Source organism: Pseudomonas sp. WS 5412, assembly GCF_012985615.1.
In the GTDB taxonomy this organism is placed as follows: Bacteria; Pseudomonadota; Gammaproteobacteria; order Pseudomonadales; family Pseudomonadaceae; genus Aquipseudomonas; species Aquipseudomonas shahriarae.
This window is the reverse complement of record NZ_JAARMB010000010.1, coordinates 56,450-81,353: the sequence shown is the minus strand read 5'-3', so window position 1 is coordinate 81,353 and position 24,904 is coordinate 56,450. Positions and strand designations below refer to the sequence as shown.

22 protein-coding genes are annotated in these 24,904 nt (G+C 62.2%); 4 read left to right on the top strand and 18 right to left on the bottom strand.

All coding sequences use genetic code 11. The annotated features are described in order from the left end of the window. Nucleotides 1–162: 162 nt before the first annotated feature. From HBR94_RS15030 to HBR94_RS14965, 14 genes are all read right to left on the bottom strand, one after another. Complete coding sequence (locus HBR94_RS15030) at nt 163–696, bottom strand: nitrous oxide reductase accessory protein NosL (protein ID WP_262383394.1); 534 nt, start codon at nt 694–696, stop codon at nt 163–165. Continuing rightward, entirely contained in the window at nt 693–1,523 is an 831-nt protein-coding gene (locus HBR94_RS15025) for an ABC transporter permease subunit (protein ID WP_057439640.1), read from the bottom strand. The genes HBR94_RS15030 and HBR94_RS15025 overlap by 4 nt, the downstream gene beginning before the upstream one ends. Then, nucleotides 1,520–2,431, bottom strand: a complete 912-nt coding sequence (locus HBR94_RS15020) for an ABC transporter ATP-binding protein (protein ID WP_115129386.1) — start codon at nt 2,429–2,431, stop codon at nt 1,520–1,522. Before HBR94_RS15020 ends, HBR94_RS15025 begins: the two co-directional genes overlap by 4 nt. Next, complete coding sequence (locus HBR94_RS15015) at nt 2,431–3,678, bottom strand: nitrous oxide reductase family maturation protein NosD (RefSeq protein WP_170045165.1); 1,248 nt, start codon at nt 3,676–3,678, stop codon at nt 2,431–2,433. Before HBR94_RS15015 ends, HBR94_RS15020 begins: the two co-directional genes overlap by 1 nt. Nucleotides 3,679–3,868: 190 nt before the next feature. Further along, a complete protein-coding gene (gene nosZ / locus HBR94_RS15010) occupies nt 3,869–5,791 on the bottom strand; it encodes a TAT-dependent nitrous-oxide reductase (RefSeq protein ID WP_170045084.1) in 1,923 nt (640 codons plus the stop codon). A gap of 38 nt (nt 5,792–5,829) precedes the next feature. Beyond that, nucleotides 5,830–8,010, bottom strand: a complete 2,181-nt coding sequence (locus HBR94_RS15005) for a NosR/NirI family protein (RefSeq protein WP_170045083.1) — start codon at nt 8,008–8,010, stop codon at nt 5,830–5,832. 110 nt (nt 8,011–8,120) lie between these two features. Continuing rightward, complete coding sequence (gene dctM, locus HBR94_RS15000; protein ID WP_057439643.1) at nt 8,121–9,401, bottom strand: C4-dicarboxylate TRAP transporter large permease protein DctM; 1,281 nt, start codon at nt 9,399–9,401, stop codon at nt 8,121–8,123. Further along, entirely contained in the window at nt 9,401–10,033 is a 633-nt protein-coding gene (locus HBR94_RS14995; protein ID WP_169961389.1) for a TRAP transporter small permease, read from the bottom strand. Before HBR94_RS14995 ends, dctM begins: the two co-directional genes overlap by 1 nt. A gap of 166 nt (nt 10,034–10,199) precedes the next feature. Then, nucleotides 10,200–11,183, bottom strand: a complete 984-nt coding sequence (locus HBR94_RS14990; protein WP_057439645.1) for a TRAP transporter substrate-binding protein — start codon at nt 11,181–11,183, stop codon at nt 10,200–10,202. Between the two features lie 152 nt (nt 11,184–11,335). After that, the gene (locus tag HBR94_RS14985) at nt 11,336–12,145 is read right to left on the bottom strand and encodes a CoA ester lyase (RefSeq protein ID WP_115128036.1); all 810 of its coding nucleotides are present in this window, start codon (nt 12,143–12,145) and stop codon (nt 11,336–11,338) included. A gap of 14 nt (nt 12,146–12,159) precedes the next feature. Continuing rightward, nucleotides 12,160–13,356, bottom strand: coding sequence for a CaiB/BaiF CoA-transferase family protein (locus tag HBR94_RS14980; RefSeq protein WP_170045082.1), 1,197 nt, complete (start codon nt 13,354–13,356; stop codon nt 12,160–12,162). A 9-nt stretch (nt 13,357–13,365) separates the two neighbouring features. Further along, nucleotides 13,366–14,715, bottom strand: coding sequence for an MmgE/PrpD family protein (locus HBR94_RS14975; protein WP_170045081.1), 1,350 nt, complete (start codon nt 14,713–14,715; stop codon nt 13,366–13,368). A gap of 10 nt (nt 14,716–14,725) precedes the next feature. Further along, nucleotides 14,726–15,889, bottom strand: coding sequence for an acyl-CoA dehydrogenase family protein (locus HBR94_RS14970; RefSeq protein WP_057439649.1), 1,164 nt, complete (start codon nt 15,887–15,889; stop codon nt 14,726–14,728). A gap of 28 nt (nt 15,890–15,917) precedes the next feature. Continuing rightward, nucleotides 15,918–16,736: a MaoC family dehydratase N-terminal domain-containing protein gene (locus tag HBR94_RS14965; protein WP_170045080.1), complete on the bottom strand. Its 819-nt coding sequence runs from the start codon at nt 16,734–16,736 to the stop codon at nt 15,918–15,920. A 131-nt stretch (nt 16,737–16,867) separates the two neighbouring features. Here HBR94_RS14965 and HBR94_RS14960 point away from each other — a divergent pair, with 131 nt between their 5' ends. Both HBR94_RS14960 and HBR94_RS14955 read left to right on the top strand, forming a co-directional pair. Beyond that, nucleotides 16,868–17,755, top strand: coding sequence for a LysR family transcriptional regulator (locus HBR94_RS14960; protein WP_057439675.1), 888 nt, complete (start codon nt 16,868–16,870; stop codon nt 17,753–17,755). Between the two features lie 92 nt (nt 17,756–17,847). Then, entirely contained in the window at nt 17,848–18,639 is a 792-nt protein-coding gene (locus HBR94_RS14955) for a MipA/OmpV family protein (RefSeq protein WP_170045079.1), read from the top strand. A 599-nt stretch (nt 18,640–19,238) separates the two neighbouring features. Here HBR94_RS14955 and HBR94_RS14950 read toward each other — a convergent pair. Together HBR94_RS14950 and HBR94_RS14945 are read right to left on the bottom strand one after the other, a co-directional pair. Continuing rightward, entirely contained in the window at nt 19,239–20,519 is a 1,281-nt protein-coding gene (locus tag HBR94_RS14950; RefSeq protein WP_170045078.1) for an ATP-binding protein, read from the bottom strand. A gap of 4 nt (nt 20,520–20,523) precedes the next feature. Continuing rightward, complete coding sequence (locus HBR94_RS14945; RefSeq protein WP_170045077.1) at nt 20,524–21,231, bottom strand: winged helix-turn-helix domain-containing protein; 708 nt, start codon at nt 21,229–21,231, stop codon at nt 20,524–20,526. 157 nt (nt 21,232–21,388) lie between these two features. Between HBR94_RS14945 and HBR94_RS14940 the strand changes: the two genes are divergently transcribed. After that, complete coding sequence (locus HBR94_RS14940) at nt 21,389–22,588, top strand: MFS transporter (protein WP_057959817.1); 1,200 nt, start codon at nt 21,389–21,391, stop codon at nt 22,586–22,588. On the opposite strand, the gene miaE is transcribed toward HBR94_RS14940, so the two are convergent. After that, the gene (gene miaE, locus HBR94_RS14935) at nt 22,544–23,146 is read right to left on the bottom strand and encodes a tRNA isopentenyl-2-thiomethyl-A-37 hydroxylase MiaE (protein ID WP_057439654.1); all 603 of its coding nucleotides are present in this window, start codon (nt 23,144–23,146) and stop codon (nt 22,544–22,546) included. The two genes, HBR94_RS14940 and miaE, sit on opposite strands and share 45 nt — an antisense overlap. Before the next feature lie 157 nt (nt 23,147–23,303). Here miaE and HBR94_RS14930 point away from each other — a divergent pair, with 157 nt between their 5' ends. Then, the gene (locus HBR94_RS14930; RefSeq protein ID WP_057439655.1) at nt 23,304–24,170 is read left to right on the top strand and encodes a universal stress protein; all 867 of its coding nucleotides are present in this window, start codon (nt 23,304–23,306) and stop codon (nt 24,168–24,170) included. Nucleotides 24,171–24,285: 115 nt separating this feature from the next. Here the strand turns inward: HBR94_RS14930 and HBR94_RS14925 are convergent, their stop codons facing one another. Next, a complete protein-coding gene (locus HBR94_RS14925) occupies nt 24,286–24,756 on the bottom strand; it encodes a DUF1289 domain-containing protein (RefSeq protein WP_057439656.1) in 471 nt (156 codons plus the stop codon). Nucleotides 24,757–24,904: the final 148 nt, after the last annotated feature.

Below are 24,904 nucleotides of genomic sequence, written 5' to 3'. Positions count from 1 at the left end.
GCGAAAGCAGTGGGTCAGTCAACATCAATGCTTGCTGGGCCGACGTCTTCGCGGCGATGCGGCGATCCGACAAGCCCGCTCCCACATTTGATCTTCACTGCTTTGAGCGTTGCGTTCGCTTAACTGATCGGCATTAGGGCAAACCCGCTCCCACAGGGGGGCTCAATGACTGCTATGGCCCATGCCACTCGGCTGCTGCAACAGTGCCAGGTCTATCTCCTCGAAACGCAGCACCCGCCCGCCGGTATCGGCCGCGATTTTCTGCGCCACCGCCTGCTCGGCAAACGAGGCCAGCACCACGCCCATGGCGCCCTTGAGCCCGGAGCCGAGCACGTAGTAGGCGGTCTTGGCGTCGATCAGATGGGCATCATCCGGGGTATCCCAATGGCTGCGCCCCATGTCATGCACATACAGCTTGGACTGGGCATGATGGTTTTCCGGCTGCAACCACCAGCCGAGCATTTCTGCCGTAGAGCAAAACTTCTTCGCCGCGCCCTGCTCCACCACCTCGCCCTTGGGCCCCGGGAACTCGCTGATCACCATGCCACACACATGGCACTCATCTGCAGGATGGAACGCCACCGGCCCGTCACCCGCCCCCGCCGCCACCGGTTTGTCACAACCGACCAACAGCAGGCTCAACAGTAAAACCAACCCCATCTTCATGCTTACATGCTCCACCGATAAAAAATTCATGCCGCGCGCCGGCCGAACAGCCAGTAGGCCCAGGCCAATGGCCCGGCGACCCACGCGGCCAAGCACAGCCACAACGCCGCCTCCGGCACCGCCAGGTCTGCGCCCAGGGCCATCACGCCCATGGACGCGGGGCCGGCATCGAAACCCGACAGGTTGATCAGGCGGTACACATCCGCCGGGTTGAACAGCAACAGCCAGGGCAGCAGCGTCGGGCTGAACTGGCCTTCGCTGAGCACCAGCAGCGCCAGCAACGCCAGGTCGAAGACCAACACAAAAAAGAACCACACCCCCAGGGCCAAGCCGGCCGCCGTGGATTTCTCCGCCGAGACGCTGCTCAACACATACGCCAGCCCCAAAAAGCCCCAGCCAAGCAAGGTCGAGGTCAGCATGAACCGGCCAAAGGCCCAGAGCAGTAGGCTGAACTCGACGTCATCCACCAGCAGCGCAATGGCGAGCATGGCGCAGCCGAATCCGATAAAGGTCGCCAGCGCCAGGATCAACCCGTGCCCGACAAACTTGCCGAGCAGGATCTGCCCGCGCCCCAGGGGATAGGTGAGCAATAGCAGCAAGGTGCCGCTTTCGTCCTCGCCGACAATCGCGTCATAGGCCAGTAGCAGCGCAATCAACGGCATCAGGAAGGTTGCCAGGCTGGCCAGGCTGGCGATGGTCGCCGGGATCGAGGTAAAACCCAGTTGCCCGGACGCCGCGGCCCCGAGCCAGGCAATGCCGATGGCCAGCACCGCAAACAGCAGGCTGATGGCCAATAACCAACGGTTGCGCAGGCCATCGCTGAATTCTTTGCGGGCCATGTTCCAGATCGGCGTCATTGGGCACGCTCCACAGGGCTGTCCATGTAATGGCGATACAGGTCTTCCAGGGACGGCACGACAATTTCCACATCGCTGGGGCTGTCCTGGTCGAGCAACTGGCGCAGCAGGTCCAATTTATTGCCATTCAACGCCGCCACTTGCAGCCCTTCCGCGCCCCAGCGCTGGGTCACGTGGCCAGCCTCGCTCCAGCGTTTTTGCAAGTGCGCCGCACGTTGCAGGCCGCTGCTGCGGATCAGGGTGGGCAGCCCGGCCTCTTCGCGCAACGCCGCCAGGGTGCCGAGGGCCAGCAGACGGCCCTGGGTCAAGATGGCGGCGCGGTTGATATGGGCCTCCACACCGGGCAACACATGGGAACAGAGAATGATACTGGTGCCCTGCCCGCGCAGGCGGTCGAGCAAGCGATACAGGTCCTGGGTGGCAATCGGGTCGAGGCCCACGGTGGGCTCGTCGAGCAGCAGCAGGCGCGGCTCGCCAAGCAGGGCCTGGGCCAGGCCGAGGCGCTGGCGCATGCCCTTGGAATAGGTCTTGACCCGCCGCCGTGCCGCCACCGTCAGGCCGACGTCTTCGAGCAGGGTCTGGACCTGGCTCATCGGCGCGCCCTTGAGCCGGGCGAAATGCTGCAAGGTTTCCAGGCCGCTGAGTTGCGGGTAGAACGTGACGTTTTCCGGCAAGTAGCCGAGCATCTGCCGCACATGAGGGTCGCTGGGCGCGCGACCGAACACCCGCACCTGACCACTGCTTGCCTGCAACAAGCCGAGGATCAGTTTCATGCTGGTGGTCTTGCCCGCGCCGTTATGGCCGAACAGGCCCAGCACTTCCCCGGGCGCCAGGCTCAGGCTCAAGTCGTGCAGCACAGTGGCGTGCCCATAACGCTGGGTCACGCCTTCGATTTCGACAACGGGCATCATGCAGGCTCCTTGAGCAGGGAAAGCGTGGGGTCTTGCATCAGCGGATGGCTGTCCATCACCCCCGGCGACTTGATCACCGGAAACGCCCGCTGCACCCAGCGCAGCAACTCGATGCCGGGGCTGTTCATCAACAGGCGCACCTGGGGATACAACCACAGCAGGCGGTCGACGTTATCGTTGGGCTCGTAGGCCACATCCCCGAGGCCGTCGTTATTGCGGTCCCAGCCCAGGTAGTCGCTCCAGTAATTGCCGCGGCCATCTGCCGACCATTCCTGCAAACGCGTGGCCACGTACTTGACCTGGCGCTGGTTGCCGACAAAGGCGTTGTTGGCAATCCGGTTGTCCTCGGAACCAGCTGTGAGGTGAATGCCCACCGCGCTGCGCCCGAAGTGGTTGTGTTCGATGCTGTTGAACAGCGAGTTGTAGATAAACAACGCCTTGCCTTCGGCCCCGGTGATCATGGTGTCGCCGGTGGTGCCGTCGCGCACGTCGTTGACCACGTTGTCGCGCAAGGTGGAATAGGTGATGTAGTTCATCAGGATCCCGTAGTTCTGATCCTCCTCGGAGCGATTGCCGATCACCGTCAGCTTGCGGCTTTGCATCAGCGCATAGCCGGTGCGGGTGCGGCGAGTAATATTGCCGAGCACCTGGTTGTCGTTGGCGAACATGTAGTGGATGCCGTAGCGCAGGTCTTCCAGGGTGTTGCCTTGCAGCAGGTTGCCGTTGGAGGTGTCGATGTAGATGCCATCGCGGGCATCGCGCACGTGGTTGCCGATCACCCGCGCGCCTTTGACTGCGTACAGGTGGATGCCATTGCCCCGGTCCTGGGAGCGCATGGTCGGGTCGCCCTGGATCTGGTTGTCGATCACACTCACATCCGCCGTGCCATCGACCCACACGCCAAAACCCTGGCCGCGCAGGCGGTTGTTCTTGATCAGGGCGCCGTGGGCCTTGGGCTGGATGAAGATGGCGGCGTTCATCGCGGTGAGGTCATGGCCCCAGTCGAGGAAGGTACAGCCCTCGACGGTGACGTCGGCAGCGTTGATCAGCAAGCCATTGCCCAGGCCCTGGCTGTGGATCACCGCACCGGGTTCGCAAGTCAATTGCAGGGGTTGGTCGATGCTGAAGGAGCCCTGGTAGTCACCGGCAGGCAGGCGCCAGTGCTGCGGGCCTGCAGCGACCAAAGGCAGGTGGGTAATGGGCAGTACAGCAGCGCCGGCGGCGGCCGAAAATAGCAGCCACACACACCCGGTCCATAACGTGCGGGGTCGAGCCACGGAGTCTTCCTTTTGATCAAAGCCCAATCTGTGGAGCGACACAGATCTGGTGTGAGAGCTGGCTTGCCTGCGATGGCGGTGTACCAGCCGCCAAAAACAGTGGCTGAACCGCCGCTATCGCGGGCAAGCCCGCTCCCACATTGGTTGGTGCTCGCCGTTAAGCCCGCTCGACCAACATCCGCCCCACCATCTCCATATGCAGCGCATGGCAGAACCAGCTGCAGTAGTACCAATGCAGCCCCGGTTTATCGGCAATGAAGGTGATGGAAGAGGTCTGCTGCGGGCTGATTTCCATGCTCACGCCATGGTTGGTCATGACAAAGCCGTGGGTCACGTCCTCGATCTGGTCGATGTTGGTGATGGTCACGGTGACCTCATCGCCATGCTTGACGGTGAACTCCGTCAGGCCATAGGTCGGCGCCATGGACGTCATGTACACCCGCACTTTCTTGCCGTCGCGGATCACCTTGTTATCGGTCTCCAGCTTGATCCCGTCCTTGGCCGCAATGGCCACGGTTTCGGCGAAGAAGGGGTCGTTGCGTTCCCAGATTTTCTTGGTCTTGATCTGGTCACGCCGCGCCATCACACAGTCATGGGGTTCGGCGAAGGTCGGGCCGTCGTGGACCAGTTTCATTTCATCGCCCGAGATGTCGATCAACTGGTCGTTTTCCGGGTGCAGCGGGCCGGTCGGCAGGAAGCGGTCCTTGGAGAATTTGCTCAGGACTACCAGCCATTGGCCGTCAGCATCCCGGGTCTCGGTGAGCGAGGCGTGGTTGTGGCCGGGTTGGTAGTGCACATCGAGCTTCTGCTTGATGTAGTTGACCTTCTCGCCGCCGTAGGCACGGATGGCTTCGGCGATGTTCCACTTGACCACCTGGCTGTCGATAAACAGCGTGGTGTAGGCAAAGCCCCGGCCATCGTAGGTGGTATGCAGCGGGCCCAGGCCCAGTTCCGGCTCGCCGACCACCACGCCGCGCGGGTCTTTGATCTTGTCGCTGAACAGGTCGTCGAGCTTGTCGATGGCAATGATGGTGCAGGTCGGCGACAGCTTGCCGTTGGCGATAAAGTACTTGCCGTCCGGCGAGGTATTGCAGCCGTGGGGGTTCTTCGGCACCGGGATATAGCGGGTGAATTCGCTGTCCTTGCCATCATCGCCCTTGCGCCCGTCCACCACCGGCACCTTGACGCCGTCGAGGTTGATGAACTTGCCGGCCTTGATCGCCGCCTCGATGCGCGGGATGTTGAACACCACCACCCAGTCGCGCTCGTTGCGCATCATGCCGCCCAGGTCGGAGGCTTTCTCCGAGTTGTAGCAGGTGGCCGCCGCGTATTTGCCGGTGTAGTCCATGTCGGCGTTGTCGAGGTTGCCGTCAACGATGACCTGGAAGGCCATTTCCATCTTCTCGGCGTCGATCGCGTTGAACATGGTGAAGCTGTTCTTGTCCTGCAGGTCGAAGGTGTGGCCGTCATTGGGGTGCGGGATGATGAACTCGGCGTTGCAGAACACGTACTTGGTGTACGGCACCTTTTGCAGGCGCAGGCCGTGGATCGCCTGGGCGTTGGGCACGGTGACGATCTTGTCGCACTTCATGATGTCCAGGCGGATCCGCGCCACGCGGGTGTTGGCCTTGTCGTTGATAAACAGGTATTTGCCGTCGTAGCGGCCATCGGTGGTGGACAGGTGCGGGTGATGGCAATCGCCGTTCTGGTACTTGGCGCCCTCGCCCAGGATGCGCTTGCTCTCGTTGGTCAGGCCCCAGCCGGTGGCGGAATCGACGTTGAACACCGGGATACGCATCAGTTCACGCATCGACGGCACACCGAGTACCCGCACCTCACCTTGGTGGCCGCCGCTCCAGAAACCGTAGTACTGATCCAGCTCCCCTGGGCCCACATGAATCTTCGACTTGGCTTCCTTGGCCGCCGCCGCAAAGGACTCGCGGGTAAACACCGTACCACCGAGGGCCGAGGCCCCTGCCAGCACCGCGCCGGTGACTGCGCCGGTGCCAAGGAAGCCACGCCGGCTCATGCCTTCAGGTTCCGGGGTGGCCCCGGCTTTTTTCGATTCGCTGTCGTTCATGATGTGCTCCAGATGGGAAAAGTGAGTGCCCAAGGCCGTCATTCAGGCACCGCCACCTGCACCACCGGGATCAATTGCCCAGTGACGGGTGCGGCCTTGTTGCGTTTCTTGCGCTGGTTGATCAGTGGCGGGCATTTGTGGTCGTTGTGCCAAGTCATCTGGCAATCCAGGCAGTAGTGGCATTCATTGGCGTTGATATGGCCGTCAGGGTGAATCGCCTGGATCTCGCATTCCTTGGCGCACAACTGGCACGGATCGCCACACTCTTTGCGCCGTTTGAGCCAGTCGAACAGCCTGAACTTGCTGGGGATCGCCAGCGCGGCGCCCAGCGGGCAGATGTAGCGGCAGTAGACTTTGCGCGTGAACAGGTTGATCACCAGCAGCGCCACCGCGTACAGCACGAACCACCACTGGCGGTCGAAATGCAGGGTGATGGCGGTCTTGAACGGCTCCACTTCGGCAAACCGTTCGGCGGTGGCCATCGACTCCAGAGACAAGCCAAACAGCCCCAGCAGGATCAAATACTTGATCGCCCACAGCCGCTCATGCACGGCAAACGGCAGCTCGAACTGGCGCACCTTGAGCCTGCGCGCCGCCTCGTTGATCAACTCCTGCAGCGCCCCGAACGGGCACAACCAGCCGCAGAACACACCTCGGCCCCACAGCAGGATGCTGGCAGCGGTGAATACCCAGAGCATGAAGATCAGCGGGTCGGTGAGGAACAGCTCCCAGCGGAACTGCTGGAACAGCGCATGCACAAAGGTCAGCACATTGACCACCGACAGCTGCCCCAGGGCGTACCAGCCGATAAACACCACGGTAAACAGCAGGTAGCCACGGCGTACCCAATGCAACAGGCGCGGACGCCGGGCCAGGCTGTCCTGCAAAAACAGAATCACCGTCAGCAGTACCAGGGCGGCGCCCAGGATCAGGATCTGCACGTGTTTCTGGTACCAGATCGTCAGCCACATCGGCCGATTCGCTTCGTCGATGGCAGCCTGCTCGGCGGCAGTCGGCAACGGGCGCTCCAGATACGCCTCGGGCATCTGGTAGGGCAATTCAAAACTGCTGAAGGTGCCGCTGACCGGGCCGGTCTGGCGCCGTACCAGCAGCTCCAGGGTCCAGGCCGAGCCAGGGTCGAACCCGGCTTGGGGGCGCACGATAAACACCGACATCTCGTCGAACTCGGGCATGCCCTCGGCGAACACGTCATACAGGCGCTGGTGGTCCATATCGCGGAAGCTGATGACATTGCCGAACTGGCGCAATTGCACCCGATCAAAAATCCCGCCGCGCACGTAGCCCGAGCCCTTGAACGAAAACAACCCACGCCCCAGCACCGCAATGGCCTGCTCGCCGGGCTTGAGGCCCTGCATCAGCACCCGGTATTGCGCGTCGCCCAACAGGTTGCGGCCGATGGTCGGCGCGTTGAGATCGGCCACATACAGGTCAATAAAGGTCTCGTCGGCCTGCCCCGGCGCCGCCACTTCCACGCCTTCGGCCTCGGTGCCCTTGAAGGCCGCGTCCACTTGCCCGCGCGTCAGGTGCAGGCGGCGCACCGCGCCGTTGCCGGTCAACTGCGCCCAGTTGGCCGGCTCGAACAGGTCAGCGCGCACCAACGCGACTTTCTGCGCGGTACTGGCCTTGTCCTCGATCAGCTTGAGCGACACCGCCACTTCGTGGGCGGCGCGCATGATCACCTCATTGACCACCATGGCCGTGACAGTAGCGCCGGCCACCGCGTCCACGGTCACCGCCTGGCTGTCGCTGGAGTGCCCCACCACCACCCGTTGCTTGACGTTGATCCCGCTGTAGCGGGCGGTGAAGTCATGCAACTTGGCCTCGGGAATGCCGATCAGCAGAATCGGCTCGTGGTGCTCCAGCACATAGGCATCACGGATCACCCCGGCCGGGTCGAGGATCACCTGGGTGTTGATCGGTTTGCCGGAATACGCCGGGATGTCCACCACGTCCAGGCTCTGGAACACATAGCCGATGACCGCGCCTTTGGCCGACAGCGTGCGCACCTTGAACTTGCCTTCGGCGGCGGAAATGGCGTCGGTCTGCGGGAAGATCTTGTCGATGCGCTGTTGTTCAATCGCGCCGTAGGACTTGGCCTGGGCCGGGCCGGCCAGGCTGAACAGCAGCACCAGGACAACCAGCCAGGTGACGGGACTTGCGGCCAGGGTAGCGAGGGCCGAGGGCTTGGTGCGGTTCATGGGCTCACTGACTTCAACGGCCGGAATATGAAGTCGATGGTAGGTGGCAGCTGGCCAGTGAGCCCTTGATTGAAATCAAGTCTGGGGGCGGTGCGGCGTTTGGGCGCTGGCTACATACCCAACCACTGCGGCAGCGCCAGTGAGATAAACGGCACGTACGTCACCAGGATCAGGAACGCCAGGAGGATCATCAACCATGGCATCGCCGCGCGGATCGTCTGGCCCAGGGTCAGGCCGGTCACCGCCGAGGTCACAAACAGGTTCAACCCAACGGGCGGATGCACCAGGCCGATTTCCATGTTCACCACCATCACAATCCCCAGGTGAATCGGGTCGATGCCCAGCTTCATCGCGATCGGGAAGAAGATCGGCGCCAGGATCAGCACAATGGCCGAGGGCTCCATAAAGCTGCCGGCAATCAACAGCACCACGTTGACCATCAGCAAGAAGCCAATCGGCGTCAGCCCTTCGGAAATGACCCAGGCCGTGATTTCCTGCGGAATCTGTTCGGTGGTCAACACATGGGCAAACAGCATGGCGTTGGCGATGATGAACATCAGCATGATCGACAGGCGCCCAGACTCCAGCAGCACCTTGGGGCAATCCCTCAAGCGCATGTCCTTGTACACAAACAGTGCGACAAACGCCGAGTACACCGCCGCCACCGCTGCGGCTTCAGTGGGGGTGAACATGCCGCTGTAGATACCGCCGAGGATGATCACCAGCAGCAACAGGCCCCAGAACGCACGGCGCGCACAGCCCAGCCACTGGGCAAAGGTCGCCCGGGGTTGTGCCGGCAGCTTTTTGATCCGCGCCACGATGTAGATCGCGATCATCAGCATCAGGCCCAGCAGCAAGCCGGGGATCACCCCCGCCATAAACAGCTTGCCCACCGAGGTTTCCGTCGCCGCCGAATACACCACCATCACGATGGAGGGCGGAATCAGGATGCCCAGGGTCCCGGCATTACAGATGATCCCCGCGCCAAACTCCTTGGGGTAACCGGAGCGCACCATACCGGCCACGGCAATCGACCCCACCGCCGCCACCGTCGCCGGCGATGAACCCGACAGCGCAGCAAACAGCATGCACGCCAGCACCGCCGCAATCGCCAGGCCGCCACGGATATGGCCGACACAGGCGTTGGCGAAGTCGATCAAGCGTTGCGCCACGCCGCCGGTGGTCATGAACGCCCCCGACAGCAGGAAGAACGGAATCGCCAGGAAGGTGTAGGCATCACTGGTTTCAAACAACTTGATCGCCAGGGAGCTTAACGAGTCCTGGCTGAACATCAGGATCGACATCGCCCCCGATAACCCCAGGGAAATAGCGATGGGCACGCCGAGAAACATAAACACCAACAGCAGCAAAAACAGACAGAGAATGGCCATCAGTCACGCTCCTTATGGCTGCCGGCCAACTTGCTGGCTTCACCGGCTTCATCGGCCAGCCCCAACCCGACCTGGCGGTGGGTGAACAGGCGGTAGAAAATTTCCAGGTAGCGGATCAGCACCAGGGCGAAGCCGATCGGCACGATCAGCGCGATATGCCCGACCTCAAGACCGAAATGGTCGAGGTCTTCAGCCCCGATCCCGGCCGTCAGCACCGCACTCACCCACTTGTAGCTGGCCACCATGAACAACCCGGCGTAGGCCAGGCAGCACAGACACGCGAGCATCCCCAGCAGGCGCTGGACCCGGCGTGGCGTCAGGCGTACCAGGGCATCCACCCCCAGGTGGCCGGCGGTGCGCACGCCATAGGAAATCCCGAAGAAAATCAGCCAGCCGAACATCGCCTTGGTCAGCGCGACGCTCCAGGTCATGTCCTGGGCCCAGGTCATGGTGCCGTCACCCAGGGCGTTGAAAAAACCGCTGCTCCAGGCCCACTTGTCAGCCAGGGCAAAAAACAGGGTGTAGATGTTGTTGAGCATGACGTAGACAAACGTCACCAGGGTCATGGCGGCCAGCAGGAAGGCGATAAAACCTTCCTCCAGGTGCTCCCAGACGCGCCTTAGGGATTGCATGGCAAAACCTCACGAAGCAGAGATGAGTGGTCGGGGTGGTAACCGGGTCAAAATGTGGGAGCGGGCTTGCTCGCAAAAGCAGTGGGTCAGTCAACATCAATGTTTGCCGGGCCGACGTCTTCGCGGGCAAGCCCGCTCCCCCATTGGATCTTGGTACACCCCGAAATCATTGGTTGGACGCGTCTGCGGCCTTGATCAGGTCAGCGCCAATCGGCCCCTCGAACTTCTGCCATACCGGGCGCATGGCTTCGCGCCACAGCTGGCGTTGCGCGGGGGTCAGTTCGATGATTTCACTGGTCTTGGCATCGACGATCTTCTGCTTGGCCGACTGGTTCAGCGCTTCGGCCTGTTTGTTCACCTCGACGGTGACCTCGCCCATGATCTGTTCCAGGCTGCTGCGGATATCCGGCGCCAGGCCGTTCCAGAACTTGGCGTTGGTGATCACCATGTAGTCGATCAGGCCGTGGTTGGATTCGGTGAAGTACTTCTGCACCTCGTTGACCTTCTGGCTTTCATAGTTCGACCAGGTGTTCTCGGTGCCGTTGACCGTGCCGGTCTGCAAGCCCTGGTAGACCTCGGCAAAACTCATCTTGCGCGGGTTGGCGCGGATCGCCTTGAACTGTTCCTCCAGCACGCTGGAGGCCTGCACGCGGAACTTCAGGCCGCGGGCATCCTTGGGCTCGTGCAGGGCCTTGTTGGCCGACAGTTGCTTGAGGCCGTTGTGCCAGTAGGCCAGGCCGAGGATGTTCTTGTCCTGCATCGACGTCAGCAGTTGCTTGCCTTCAGCGGCCTGGAACCGGTCGACGGCGGCCAGGTCGTTGAACAAAAACGGCAGGTCGTAGATCTGCACCTGCTTGGTGTATTGCTCGAACTTGGCCAGGGACGGCGCCAGCATTTGCACGTCGCCCAACAGCAGCGCTTCCATCTCCTTGCCGTCACCGAACAGCGACGAGTTGGGGTACACCTCGACCTTGACCCTGCCCGCCAGGCGCTCTTCAGCAAGTTTCTTGAACAGCAGCGCGCCCTGGCCTTTGGGGGTGTTTTCCGCTACCACGTGGGCGAACTTGATGATGATCGGATCAGCCGCCTGGGCCAGGCCTGCGGTAAACAACGTGGCGGCGCACAACAGCGCCCGAGAAAGCTTGAGCATGGGTATCACCTTTTTATTGTTGTGGTGGTTTCAGGCAAGGTGCCTGATGTGAGGCGTGTAGTGAATTTCAAATTTTTAAACCCTGCGTTCGGCCAAGCCGAACACCAGCCTTGGGAACAATGCCTATCCAGTGTGGGCACTGGTTTGGTCTGTCAGGGCTGTGCCGCCAGCAGCCTTTGGGCCCGCAGTAACACCGGCGCATCCACCATCTGCCCATCAATCTGGTAGGCCCCTGCCCCATGGGCGCCGGCCTCTACCACCCGTTGTGCCCAGGCCAGGTCCGCCGCGCTTGGCGCCAGGGCTTCATGGATCACCGGCACCTGCTTGGGATGGATGCACAGCGCCCCGGCAAAGCCCATTTCATAGGCATGCCGGATCGAATGGCGCAGGCCCTCCGGGTCGTCGATGGCCGGGTGCACACCGTCCAGCGGTGCCACAAGGCCGGCGGCGCGCGAGTGCACGATCAGCGCCAGGCGCGCCTGATCGAGGGCGAAATTCGCCGCCGCCGAGTGGCTGCTCAGGTTCAGGTCCAGCGCCAGGTCCAGGCCACCAAACGACAGGCGCTGCACTTGTGGCGCATGAGCGATTGCTGCGACCGCCAGCAGGCCTCGCGCGCTTTCGATAATCGGCCAGATGACTTTGCCGGTGGCGGCCACCACTGCCACCTGGGCGGCACTTTCCACCTTCGGCAGCAGCACCCCGGCCACGTTGCCGTGGGCCTTGCAGAACGCCACATCGGCAAAGTGCTCGGCGTGTTCCGGGGCATTGATGCGTACCCACACACAGGCATCGGGGTTGGCCGTTAAAAACGCACCTAGGTTATCCCGGGCCTGGCGCTTGAGCGGTTCTTCCACCGCGTCTTCAAAATCCACGATCACCGCATCGGCACCACTGGCCAGCGCTTTGGCAAAGCGCTCCGGGCGGCTGCCCGGCACGAACAAGGCAGAACGAATCAAAGGCATCACTGAACTCCTTTTTAGATAACGCCGCGCGCGCGCAGGTTGTCGATGGCCTCGCCCGAGTAGCCAAGCGCTTGGAGAATCCCCTGGCTGTGCTGACCCAGCCCCGGTACACCGTCCATACGCGGGGTAAACGCGGTGTTACGCGCCGGTGGCAATAACGACGGCAACGGCCCGGCCGGGCTGTCGACGTCACGCCAGCTGTCGCGGGCCTTGAGTTGCGGGTGGTCCCACACGCCTTGCATATCGTTGACCCGCGCACTGGCGATCTGCGCGTGTTCCAGGCGCTGGATCACGGCTTCGGTGTCGAGTTGGGCAAAGCTGTCGACAATGATCTGGCGCAGCACTTCGCGGTTGGCCGAACGCTTGAAGTTGGCCGAGAAGCGCTCATCCGTCGCCAGCGTCGGGGTGAGCAGCACCTTGTCGCAGAACGCCGCCCATTCGCGCTCGTTTTGCAAACCCAGCATCACTGTGCCGCCGTCGCCCGTGGGGAACGGCCCGTAGGGGTAGATCGTCGAATGCGCCGCGCCAGCACGCGGTGGCTGCGGGGCACCGTCGAAGGCGTAGTACATCGGGTAGCCCATCCACTCCACCAGGCTTTCCAGCATGCTCACGTCAATGCGGCTGCCCTTGCCGGTCTTGCCGCGCAGCAGCAGTGCCGACAGGATGCCGCTGTAGGCGTACATGCCGGCGGAGATATCCGCGATGGAACAACCGGCCTTGGCCATCTGCTCGTCACCAGGGCCACCGGTCACCGAAAGAAAACCGCCCTCGCTCTGGATCAGCAGGTCATAGGCTTTCTTCTTCTCGTAGGGCCCGCCTTCACCGTAGCCGGAAATATCGCAGACAATCAGCCGTGGAAAGCGCGCCTGCAGCGCCTCGAACGACAGCCCCATACGCGCCGCCGCGCCGGGCGCAAGGTTCTGCACCAGCACGTCGGCATCGGCCAGCAAGGTGTCGAGGATAGCGCCGGCCTCCTCCTGCTTGAGGTCCAGGGTCAGGCTTTCCTTGGAGCGGTTGGTCCACACAAAATGCGAGGCCAGGCCGCGCACACGCTCGTCGTAGCCACGGGCAAAATCACCGCTGCCCGGGCGTTCGATCTTGATCACCCGCGCCCCCAGGTCGGCCAGTTGGCGGGTACAGAACGGCGCAGCAATCGCGTGTTCCAGGCTGACCACGGTGATGCCGTCCAGCGGTCGTTGATTAGCAGTCATGACAATTCCTCAAAACCAATGGGCCATGGATACGGCGCTGCGCAGGTTCCAGACTTTTTCGATCAAGGCGCTGGCCTGGGCCGGTGTGCGGGCGCCGCTGAACTGGCAGAGGCGCTGGAACTTGTCCGCCAACTGCCCACGGTCCAGGGTGTTGCCGGGGTCGCCCTTGGGTTCGTCAATCGCGCCGTGCAACGTGCGGCCATCGACGCTGGTAACGGTGACGCGGCCCAGCCAGCGTTGCGGATAAGCATCGTCGACTTCGCGGTCGAGGCGCATGCTGACCTTGTCGCGGAACGCAGCGACGGCCGGATCGCTCAGGGCCAACTGGTGAAACTCAGTGAGCCCGGCCTTGCCATGCACAGCAATCAGGCCGAGCACGGTGCCCATGGAGAATTTGGCCTGGTGTACGGTGGCCGGCACTGTCACGCGGCCGAGCACATCAATGGCGCCTTGGTAGACGCGGGTTTCGACCTTGGCGATATCCGCAGCGGCCAGGCCTTCGCGCTGCATCAAGTCCAGCAACGCGTCGGCGGCCGGATGGGTATGGCGGCACGAAGCGTGGAACTTGAACGAGGTTTCCAGCAGCGCCCAGCGGCTACCGAGGCCCGCGGACAATTTGCCCGGCTCGGCGTCAGTGGACATGCCGGCCGCCAAACCCTGGTCGCCTTCGAGGATATTGCGCGCACCGCTCAGGCCATCCGCCGTCAGGTACGCGGCCAGCAAGCCATCCGCGGCAGCCTTGGCAGTGTGCAACTGCTTGGAATCAGCCGCATCGCGCAGGAACGCCCAGAGCCCGGCAGCCTGGGTGCCGGCGCTGCCGAGCAGGTTGATGAATTGTTCTTCGTTGAAGTCCAGCAACTTGCCCACGGCCACCGCCGCCGCCAGGGTGCCGACCGTGGCCGTGGTGTGGAAGATGCGGTAATGGGAACGGCCCATGAACTCGCCGATGCGAATCCCGGCCTCATAACCGGCCACCGAGGCCAGCAACAATTCGCGGCCGGATTTGCCGAGGTCTTGCGCGGCGGCCAGGGCGGCGGGAAACACCACCGTCGCCGGGTGCAGTACCGAGCTGTTGTGCAGGTCATCCTGCTCCACCAGGTGCGACGAGGCGGCGTTGACCAACGCGGCAAAATACGCGCTGCTGCTGCCACCGTTGACGATTATCTGCGAAGGCCCGGTGGCCGGGCCCATCTTTTGTGCATAGCGCTCGAACAAGGGAATCGGGTGCGAGCCTTGGCTGGCCAGCGCCGAGGCCAGCCAATCCAGATACAGTTCTTCGGTACGCGCCAGCACCGCGTCGGGCAATTGCGCGTCATTCAACTCGGCGAGGAACCGGCACAAGGCTTGGGTATGGCTCATGCTCAGGCCCTCAGAAGCTGCGTGGCAGCTCGAGCAGATGCTCGGCCACGTACGACAGGATCAGGTTGGTGGAGATCGGCGCCACCTGGTACAGGCGCGTCTCGCGGAATTTGCGCTCCACGTCGTACTCGCAGGCAAACCCGAAGCCGCCGTGGGTTTGCAGGCAGGCGTTGGCCGCTTCCCAGGACGCCTTGGCTGCCAGGTACTTGGCCATATTGGCACTGGCCCCGGCATTGGCGCCGCGGTCGTATTCCTCGCAGGCACGCCAGCGCATCAGGTCCGCCGCCTCAATTTCGATATGGGCTTCGGCAATCGGGAACTGCACCCCCTGGTTTTGCCCGATGGGCCGGCCAAACACCACGCGGTCGCGGGCATAGGCGCTGGCCTTTTCGATAAACCAGCGGCCATCGCCGATGCATTCGGCGGCGATCAGCGTACGTTCGGCGTTGAGACCGTCGAGGATGTATTTGAAGCCCTTGCCCTCCTCACCGATCAAGCTGTCGAGGGGCAGTTCGAGGTTGTCGAAGAACAGCTCGTTGGTCTCGTGGTTGACCATATTGGCGATGGGCTGCACGGTCAGGCCGTTGCCGATGGCCGCGCGCAGATCCACCAGGAAGATCGACATGCCTTCGGACTTTTTCTTCACCTCGGCCAGCGGCGTGGTACGCGCCAGCAGGATCATCAAGTCAGAATGCTGCACCCGCGAGATCCACACCTTTTGCCCGTTGATCACGTATTTGTCGCCGCGCCGAATCGCGGTGGTCTTGATCTTGGTGGTGTCGGTGCCGGTGGTGGGCTCGGTGACGCCCATGGACTGCAGACGCAGTTCGCCGCTGGCCAGCTTGGGCAGGTAGAAGCGCTTTTGCGCCTCGCTGCCATGGCGCAACAGGGTGAACATGTTGTACATCTGCCCGTGGACAGTGCCGGAGTTGCCGCCGCAGCGGTTGACCTCTTCAAGGATCACCGAGGCTTCGGCCAGGCCCAGGCCGGAGCCGCCGTATTCCTCGGGAATCATCGCCGACAGCCAGCCGGCGTCCGTCAGGGCCTTGACGAAGGCTTCGGGGAAACCCTTTTCTTCATCGACTTTGCGCCAGTAAGCGGCGTCGAATTCAGCGCACAAGGCACGCACGCCTTCGCGGATGGCGTTGAGTTCTTCGTTGTCATTGGGGTTCATTAACGGCTCTCCGCCTGTTGTTCTTGGATTATTCGAAATGCACTTCAGCCTGCTGCGCCAAGCCAGCAGCGTTACCGGCCCACAGCTGGGCGACACCTGACGCCGTCACCCGCCCGCCCACCTCAAACGGCTGCGGCGCAATCAACGGGCGCACGCCGCGATAGGCAAAACGGCGCAAGGTGGCTTCGGGATGTGTCCGGCAGAAGGCGCGCAGGCTCAAGGTGGCGATCAGCGGCCCATGCACCACCAGCCCTGCATAGCCTTCAGTGCCGGTCACGTAGGGGTAGTCGTAGTGGATGCGGTGACCGTTGAAGGTCACGGCGCTGTAGCGGAACAGCAAGGTGGGCGTGGGCTCGATCACCTCAACCCACTCGCCCCGGGCCAGGGCATCGCCACTGCCGGCCTTGGGCGGTGTGGGCTCGCGGTAGACGATGTCCTGTTCCTCACGGATTGCCAGGCGGCCCTCCTGGGAGTAGTCGTGGCGCACGGTGACAAACAGCAACGAACCGCTGCGCCCGGTCTTTTCCTCGACCTGGGTGATGGTCGACACGCGGGTCGCCGACTCACCGGCACGCAAGGCGTGCAGGAACTCGATACGCCCACCGGCCCACATGCGGTTGCGGTTATCGGCCGGCGGCAGGAACCCGCCACGGGCCGGGTGGCCGTCGGCGCCCAGGGCGGTTTCCGCCAGCGGGTCCTGGAAGAAGCACCACTGCCATAGCGGCGGTAAATCTGCTCCGTCGTCCGGCACCGCCTCGCCGAAGGTGGCGGCTATACGCTTGAGTAGGTTACGGCTCAAATGGTCGTGGGCGGTTTCGCTTCGGCCAATCCAATCAGTGGCGCTCATCGGGGGCAGGTCCTCGGGCAGTGAGTGTCTGCCCCGGATCATGCAAGCGCCTGGCCGTTCTGAGAATTTGCATTTCAATAAACCAGCGTTCGGTTATGCTGAACGCCGCTATCCTCACCTGGGAGCCTTGCATGCACTTCGACCTGGCCGACCTGCGCCTGTTTATCCATATCGCCGAATCCCCCAGCCTGACCCAGGGCGCCAAGCGTGCATTCCTCTCGCCGGCAGCCGCCAGTGCTCGGATCAAGGCCCTGGAGGGCCAGTTGGATACGCGCCTGCTGTACCGTGACAGTCGCGGCGTGGAAGTCACCCCGGCCGGTGAACGGCTGCTGCATCACGCGCGACTGATCATGCGCCAGGTCGATTACCTGAAAAGCGAATTCACCCAATATGGCGCCGACTCTGCCGGGCATATCCGCATCTTTGCCAATACCACCGCAGTCACCGAGTTTCTCCCGGAAATCCTCGCCGGCTTCCTCTCCCAGCGCCCCGGCGTAACGGTCGACCTGCAAGAACGCCTGTCCCGTGACATCGTGCGCGGGGTGCTCGACGGCACCAGCGACATGGGCATCATCGCCGGGCCCGTGCAGGCGCCGGGCTTGCAGGTCTTGCACTTCAGCACTGACCACCTGGTGCTGACGGTGCCGGTGGGCCATCCGCTGGCCAACCAGCCGTCGGTGACCCTGGAGCAGACCCTGGCCTATCAGCATATCGGCCTGCACGAGGGCAGCACCTTGCTCAGTTTCTTGCGTGAACACGTCGAGCGCCTGGGCAAGCAACTGTCCCTGCGCATCCAGATGTCGAGTTTTGAAGCGATCTGCCGCATGGTCGAGGCCGGGGTCGGCATTGGCATCATCCCCGAGTCCGCCGCCGTGCGGCACAGCCGGACCATGCAACTGGTGACCATCAAGCTTGATGAAAGCTGGGCGGTGCGCGAACGCAGCATCCTAGTACGCGAACTGGATGCCCTGCCGGGCGCGATCCGCGCACTGATTGCGACCCTGATGCCAGCCGCTTAACAGTCTTTGACAGTTTCCCGACAAAGCTGTCAAAGACCCCTGCCCACGCCGTCCCTAGGATTTGAGCCTTCCTTGGAATGACGAAGGCCATCATGCGCTCAAAAACGATTTACCTCGCTGCCACTTCTGTGTGCCTGATCACCTGCACCCAACTGTCAGCCGCCGCCGACTGGCAATACAGCCTGCAAGCCGGGGCGGCCAACCTGCCGCGCTACAGCGGCAGCAATGAGCGCATGACCGCGCCATTGCTCGGCGCAAACGTCGTCAGCCCGTGGGGGATTTTTCTCGATACCAACAAGGGGCTGGGCTGGGGTTATGAAGATGACAACCTCAGTTTCAGTGCCTATGTCGGCGCCAGCACTGCGCGCAAGGACCATAAGAAAAGCACCAGCCTGGGCTCCGACCGGCTCAAGGGCATGGGCCAAATCAAGTCGCGACCGCAGTTCGGTGTGAGTGCCAGCTACACCTTGGGCACGGCCGTGCTGGGCGCGACCCTGGAGCATGCGCTGGAGCAAGACGATAAAAAAGACAGCGGCAAGGCGTTTACCTCCCTGGAGCTGAGCATTGGCACCAACCTGTATGACGGTGACTACGGCACTGTGGACGCCAGCCTCAATAGCCTCTTTGGCGATGGCAACTATGTGCGCACCTGGTACGGCGTCACCCCCGGCCAGGCCCAGCACAGCCGCTTTCGCGCGTATGACGCCAAGGGTGGGATGGTCAGCCGGGGCTTGAACCTCGATTGGAGCGTGCCGCTGGGCGACCACACAACGTTCTCTACCTTGCTGGATGTGCAGTATTTGTCGGGGGATGCCGGCAAAAGCCCGATTGTGGAACGCCGGATGCAAACCTCGGTGATGGGTGTGCTGAACTACAGCTTTTGATTTGCAAACCCGATCAGACAGGGGGGGGGGCTGGCTTGCCGGTCGCTCCATTACTGCGATGGTCATTCGCTCTTTTTGGGTTGTTGGGGGGGTGTACATATCCGTTGCTGCGGTCACGGCGGCTATTGGTTCCGCCCTTACGGCGGGTCACTTTTGGAAAAGAGCCCCAAAAGTAACCAAAAGGGCTCTTGCCCCACCACTCGGTGCCTCGCCTAGGCTCGGCATGCCCGCAGTCAGGCATTGCTCCGTGGGCCCGCCGCGATCGGCCATCCATGGCCGTGTCGCGGCTACCCCGGCATCCATGCCGGGGTGCCCACTGCGCAATGCCTGCCTGCGGCCATCGTGGTTTAACGGGGCGCCTGAGATCAAGATCAAAAGCCAGATCAAAAGCAGAGCAACAGCAACAGCAAAGCCGGGGTGCGAAGCTGCATTCCCCTGTGGGAGCTGGCTTGCCTGCGATGGCGGCCCAATAGATCGCCACAGAGTGTCAGGTACCCAACGTCATCGTTTACGACCATCGCAGCGAGGCGGCGACCCGACTAGCCAGCTTCCACACCCGCCAGCCCCCACATTTACAATCTTCATGGGTTTGCAGAGGATCAGTCGGCGTACGCCCAGGTCATCCGGAACGACGCCCCGCCCCACTGCGAGTCCAGCACCTGCACCTGCCCGCCATGCCACTGGCTGACCCGCTGCACCAGCGCCAAGCCCAGGCCAAAGCCGCCGGTGCGGCGGTCGCGGCTGGCGTCCAGGCGCATAAAGGGTTGGAAGATTTTCTCCCGGCCGTCCTCGGGTACGCCGGGACCGTCGTCGCAGACGCGTACTTCATAACCACTGCCGAACTTGACCAGCGACACCTCGACCCGATGCTCCGCGTAACGAATGGCATTGCGCAGCAGGTTGATCACCGCGCGTGCCATAAACCGCGGTTCGATCTGGATGAAGTCGACTTCACAGGTACCCAGGGACAGTTGCACGCCTTCGGCCTCGGCTTCCAGGGCCACGCTGCCGATCACACTGTCGAGCCAGCTGTGGGCCTCGATGTTCTCGCGGGTGACCTGTGTCGCGCCACGTTCAAGGCTGGCGTAGGTCAACAGTTCGGAAACCATGTCCTCCAGTTCGCCTAGGTCGGCGTACATATCGCCGATCAACGCGCGGCTCTGGCGCGGATCGGCCTCCTGTTTGAGTTGGTCGAGTTCAAACGACAAGCGTGCAATCGGCGTGCGCAGTTCATGGGACACCGCATTGGTCAGCTCGCGCTGGTTGGCGATCAGGTGTTCGATGCGCTCGGCCATCTGGTTGAAGTGCCCGGCCAACTCGCGCACGCTCGAGCGCCGTGGCAGGAGGATGCGCGAACCCAGGTCATTGTCACCAAATCGCTGGGCCGCCAGGCGAATATGCTCCAGGTCGCGCCAGTGCGGGCGCACCCAGAAATACAGGACAATCGCCAGGCACAGGCCCAACAAGCTATAGGCCCACAGGTACAGCCAGCGCGGCTCCACCGGCAGCTTGATCTGAAGCAGCTGCGCGCCACCGTCGATTTCGGTGATGAACTCCATAAAGTCGCCGCGCACCACCAGCTTGCCGTCAGTCAGCAATTGTTGCTCGCGGGAGGTAAGTGCCGCAGCGTCCCGGGCAATCAAGGCCAGGCGCAGGCCATAGTGCTGCTGCAGCTCGGCCAGGCGTGCTTCGCGGGCCGCGCCAGCGGGCAGCGGGCGCAACTGCTCCACCAGGCCGTAGGCCGGGCCGCGCATGGCTTCGCGGTTGTAGGTTTCGTTGGCTTCGGGCAGCAGTTCGTCGAAGGTGTAGTTCACCAGCCAGATTGCCCCGGCCAGGCCCAGGGCCAGGATGATGTACAGACGCAGAAACAGGCGCAGCATCGGGCTAGGCCTCCCAGGCAAACGGGTTGAACAGGTAGCCCTTGCCCCAGATGGTCTTGATGCACACCGGCTCGCGGGGGTTGTCATTGAGCTTGTTGCGCAGCTTGCTGATATACACATCGACACTGCGGTTGAGCCCATCGAAGGCGATCCCGCGCATGCGGTTGAGGATATCGTCCCGCGAGAGGATCTTGCCCGCGCTGCTGGCCAGCAGCCACAGCAGCTCGAACTCCATGGTGGTCAGGTCGATCTTCTCGTCACCCAGGCATACCCCCCGACAACTGCGGTCAATCGCCAGTTGGCCGAACGCCAGGGAACCACGCACCGTCGGCTCCGGCAGATGGCGGCGCTGCAAGGCGCGCAGGCGTGCCAGCAGCACCGGCGGCTTGATCGGTTTGATCACATAGTCATCGGCGCCGGATTCCAGGCCGAGGATATGGTCCAGGTCGTCTTCCTTGGCGGTGAGGATCACGATGGGGGTGTCGGACACATTGCGGATCTCGCGACACACATGCAGGCCGCTCTGGCCCGGCAGCATCAGGTCGAGCACGACAATCTTCGGTTTGAACGCCAGGAACACCGCCAACGCCTCATCGCCCCGGTGCACCACGCGCACTTCAAAGCCATGCTGTGACAGAAAATGCGCGATCAGCCCTGCCAGCTTCTCATCGTCCTCAACGAGTAGGACCTTGCCCAGACCCAGGTTTTCCATACGTTCTCAGTGTGCAAAAGCGGATTGAAGAGCGAGCATTATAGGTGGCAAGCTGTCCGGCAAAAGCGCCTGGCCAGCAGCGGCTGACGAAGCTTCATGTTTTTAAGAGTTTTTAACAATTAGCCTGCAATGTTTAACGCCACCCACTGGGAGTTGTATGCGCAAGGATTACCTGGCGTTCTTTGTTTCGCTGTTCCTGTCCCGGCTGGCGGACCAGATTCTGCTGTTTATCGTGCCGCTGATCGTATTTCAGACCACCAACAGCGTAGCGTGGGCCGGGCTGGCGTTCTTTATCGAGTCGCTGCCGCGATACCTGGCGTTCCCGGTGTGCGGGGCATTGTGCGACAAGTTTTCGCCCGTGCGCATCCTGCATATCAGCCAGGCCTACCGGGCGCTGGCATGCCTGGTGGCCGTGGCGCTGTACGCCATGTTCGGCGGCATACATTGGCTGGTGATCCTGTCGGCGCTGTGTGGAGTGCTGACGACCCAGGGCATCATGGCGCGAGAAGTCGTCATGCCGCATATTTTCAAGCATTACACCTACGCCAAGACCCTCTCCTACTCGCAAATCGCCGACCAGAGCGGCCTGGTGCTAGGGCCACTGATTGCTGCGCTGATGCTGGAGGTGTGGGCCTGGCATTGGGTGGTGGTGGGGATTGCCGGGCTGTTTGTGCTGGCAGACCTGGCAATGCTGGTCTGGCAGCGCACTACCACGGTGAATCTCGAAAACCACGCGCAACACCGGGATATCTGGCTGCAACCGCTACGCATCGCGCTCGGGCATATCCGTAACCTGGCGGAGCTCAAGCGCATTATCGCCCTGGCAGTCGGCGTGAATTTGATTATTGGCGTGACGCTGGCCACCTCCGCCGCCATGGTGACCGGCCTCTACGCGGCCGACAAGGATGCCTATGCACTGCTGCAGGCCGCCGGCGCGGTGGTGACCATCGTCATCCTGTTTTACCTGGCGCGCTCGAGCCTGGCGTTGAAAGTGCTGGGCGGGCTGTCGTATTCGGTGATTGCGCTTGGGGCATTGATCATGGCGATCAGTCCCAACCTCTGGCTGTACACCCTGGGTTTTCTGCTGGTCACCGGTTTCGACAAGATGTTCAACGTGTACATGCGCAGCACCCGTCAGCGGGTCATTCCCGTGCAGGATTTCGGCAAGACGGTGGGCGTGATCACCTTGTTCAATAACCTCGCGCAGCCATTGGCGGGCCTGGCAATTGCCGTGCTGGCGGCACCTTTTGGCACGCAAACGGTGATCCTGCTGCTGACCGGGATCACCGCGCTGATCGGCGTGGCCGTGGCCTCAGGCTGGCACGCCACTGTGAAAGCGGAACTCGATATCGGGTGATTCGATCAATTCCTGCTCGGCCGCCCTCACCCGCTCAATGACCTGGGCAACATCCTTGGCATCACCGTATTGATAGGCCAGCTTCAGATAGCCCTGGAAATGCCGTGCCTCGCTTTTCAGCAGACCAAAGTAGAACTTGCCGAGTTCTTCGTCCAAATGCGGCACCAGTGCCTCGAAACGCTCGCAACTGCGCGCTTCGATAAACGCCCCGACCACCAGGGTGTCCACCAGCTTCACCGGTTCGTGGCTGCGTACCACCTTGCGCAAACCCGAGGCATAGCGGCTGGCATGCAGCTGGCGCAGCTCGATCTTGCGCTTTTTCATCAGGCGCATGACTTGCTCATGGTGCACCAGCTCTTCGCGGGCCAGGCGCGACATCATGTTGATCAGGTCGACATGGGAGTGGTACTTGGCAATCAGGCTCAAGGCCGTGCTGGCGGCCTTGAATTCGCAGTTTTTGTGGTCGATCAGCAGAGTTTCCTGGTCGGCCAGTGCGGCCTGGACCCAGGCATCGGGGGTGCGGCAACCGAGGAAGTCATGGATTTCGGGGAGGTTCATCGGGCTCACGGGCAAAGGGTCACAAAAGGCCGTCGATTATACCGACCCCGCCGCAGACCACCAGTCACGGGGCTTGATGTGCATCAACATGCTGTACGGCGGGCAACAACTATAGTTGTTCGAAGCCTTGCCCTTCCCACCCTTGGAGATCTCGCTCATGAACGAAATTGGCAAAATCCTGGTGATCATTGAGCCCGAACACTCGGAAAGCCTGGCCCTCAAGCGCGCCAAGCTGATCGCTGGGGTGACAGGCGCTCATTTGCATCTGCTGGTGTGCGACAAAAAGCATGAGCATTCGGCGCTATTGGCCTTGCTCAAAGAGCAATTGTCGGCCGATGGCTACAACGTCACAACCGAACTGGCCTGGAACAACAACCTGCACGAAACCATCATCGGTGTGCAGCAGGCCGAAGGTTGCGCACTGGTGATCAAGCAGCACTACCCCGACAGCCCGCTGAAAAAGGCCCTGCTGACGCCGGCGGACTGGAAACTGCTGCGCTTGTGCCCGGCCGCTGTGCTGTTGGTCAAGACCGCGACCCCATGGACCGACGGGGTGATCCTGGCGGCCATCGACGTGGGCAACCTGGATAACGAGCATAAAGACCTGCACGCGGCCATCATCGACCATGGCTTTGACATCGCCAGCCTGGCCAAGGGCCAGTTGCATGTCATCAGCGCCCATCCCTCGCCCATGCTGTCGGCAGCCGATCCGGTGTTCCAGCTCAAGGAAACCATCGAGGCGCGCTATCGCGAGCAGTGCAAGGCGTTCCAGGCCGAATTCGACATTGACGACAGCCGCCTGCATATCGAAGAAGGCCCGGCGGATGTGCTGATCCCCCATACCGCCTATAAGTTGAGGGCGGCCGTCACGATCATTGGCACCGTGGCACGCACCGGGATTTCCGGGGCGCTGATCGGCAATACGGCGGAAGTGGTGCTGGATGCGCTGGAGAGCGATGTGCTGGTGCTCAAGCCCCAGAGCATCATCGACCACCTGGAGGAACTGGCCAGCAAGGCACAGTGAAGATCAGACATGTGCGAGCGGGCTTGCTCGCGATAGCGGTGGGTCAGTTGATACATCTCTGACTGAACTGGCGCCATCGCGGGCAAGCCCGCTCCCACATGTTGATCGGCGACAGTCAGTGACCTAGTGCATCCTTGAGGAAGCCAGGGGCGATATAGCGCTGGTAATGCGCCTCGGACAGGATAAAAAACTCCCGATCAATGGCATCACGCAGTTCCGGCAGGTTCCAGTCGCGAAACTCCGGCATCAGCACCATGCCATAGGCTTCCAGGTTGTTGATCACCCGCGCGCCCCGGGCGATCAACTGGTAGGCCCAGCAGTATTCGGACTGGTGCGGCACAAAGCGGATTTTTCGCTGTTCGAGTTGCCAGCGCAGCCGTTTGGGGTCGAATACTTCCAGCTTGCCCGCCATGACCTGCACCAGCAGTTGCTCAAGCCGCAGCCAAACTGCGCGTTTTTCTTCCTCGCCATAGCCGTTCCACTGGATCACTTCGTGGTGGAAACGCTTGCAGCCGCGGCACACGAGATCGCCGTAAACCGTGGAGCACAGGCCGATGCAGGGGGTCTTGATGGTTTGGTTGGGCATGGGTGACAACGCACAAATCAGCGAAACAGTGGCCCATGTTAGCCCTTTGTCTAAGGTTCATCACCCTGCAAACTTGCTGCGGCAACTTACCTTTAGAAATTTTTTGCCGTAGAATCATCCGGCCTTGTAAGGCGCCAAATAATCCGTT